The following is a 1,059-nucleotide window of genomic DNA, read 5'->3' on the forward strand; positions in this document are numbered from 1 at the left end:
CGCTGCAGCCGGAGCACTACTTCGAGAACCTCGTCGGCCACCTCGACGAGCGCACTGCGCTGATCATCGACCCGATGCTGGCCACCGCCGGCTCGATGATCGCGACCATCGACCTGCTGAAGCRCCGCGGCTGCACCGACATCCGTGCGCTGGTGCTGGTGGCCGCGCCGGAAGGCGTCGCTGCACTGCAGCAAGCCCACCCCGACGTGCGCTGCTGGACGGCCGCCATCGACAGCCACCTCAACGAGCTGGGCTACATCATCCCGGGCCTCGGCGACGCCGGCGACAAGATCTTCGGAACCAAGTGAATTCGCGGCCTGCAGCGTGCTGCAGCGCCGCATGAATGTTCGTTGGATATCCCTATTGGTCGGGGGCCGTTCACCAAAGCGTCACCGCTTCAGGCCACACTCTGCGTTCGTGCTGAGCACAGTGTGACGGTAGCGACACCGTCGTTAACGGTGGAGCGACGTTGACTGACATTCAGACCCTTGAAGTACCGCTGTTCGAACCCTATCGTCTGTCGGTGACCCGAGGGAGACCCCCGATGAAGAGCCCGTTTCGTTTCTGGATGACCGGTGGCATTGCGATGATCGTCGCAGCCCTGGGTGGTACCCGCGCATTCGGTGCGGAAGAGCGCCTGACGCGTGCGAGCGTCAGCCGTTTCGGCGTGACCGAGACGGTGCAGCGCATCGAGGCCTGTGCCGAGCGGCACGGCATGCCGGTGCTGGTGCGGCTGCAGCAGAGCGTCGGTGAGGACAACGAGCGCCAGCGCCTGGTGATCGTGTTCGAATCGACGCAGGGCGGCACGCCGGTGCTGATGACGAGTTCCGATGCCTCGCCCGACCTGCTGCTGCGTGTCGTGGTGCAGCGTGGTGCGAACGGCAGCACCGAGGTGATGTGGCGCGGCGCGGCGCTCGACGAACTGCCCGAAGGGCTGTCGCCGGAACTGCTGCACGACCTGGCCGACCTGCCGGCGCTGGTGGCTGAAGCGTTGTCCTGATTGGCGCAAGTGGCGCAGTGGCGCATTGGTGCGGAAGGCGGGTGCGGGGAGTCTGTGGC

Annotated in this window: 2 protein-coding genes; both read left to right on the forward strand. The window is 66.2% G+C overall.

The genetic code is table 11. The features are described from left to right. The coding region (gene upp, locus AC1D15_RS33925; protein WP_477829527.1) for a uracil phosphoribosyltransferase at positions 1-308 on the forward strand (308 nt) is incomplete at its 5' end. Positions 309-544: 236 nt separating this feature from the next. After that, the gene (locus tag AC1D15_RS33930) at positions 545-1,000 is read left to right on the forward strand and encodes a DUF302 domain-containing protein (protein WP_047513327.1); all 456 of its coding nucleotides are present in this window, start codon (positions 545-547) and stop codon (positions 998-1,000) included. Positions 1,001-1,059: the final 59 nt, after the last annotated feature.

This window comes from Rhizobacter sp. P2_H2, from assembly GCF_056403375.1.

What these genes read in the sequence shown, in the direction of transcription:
- AC1D15_RS33930 (WP_047513327.1), top strand. Translation starts at nt 545, where the DNA reads ATGAAGAGCCCGTTTCGTTTCTGGATGACCGGTGGCATTGCGATGATC.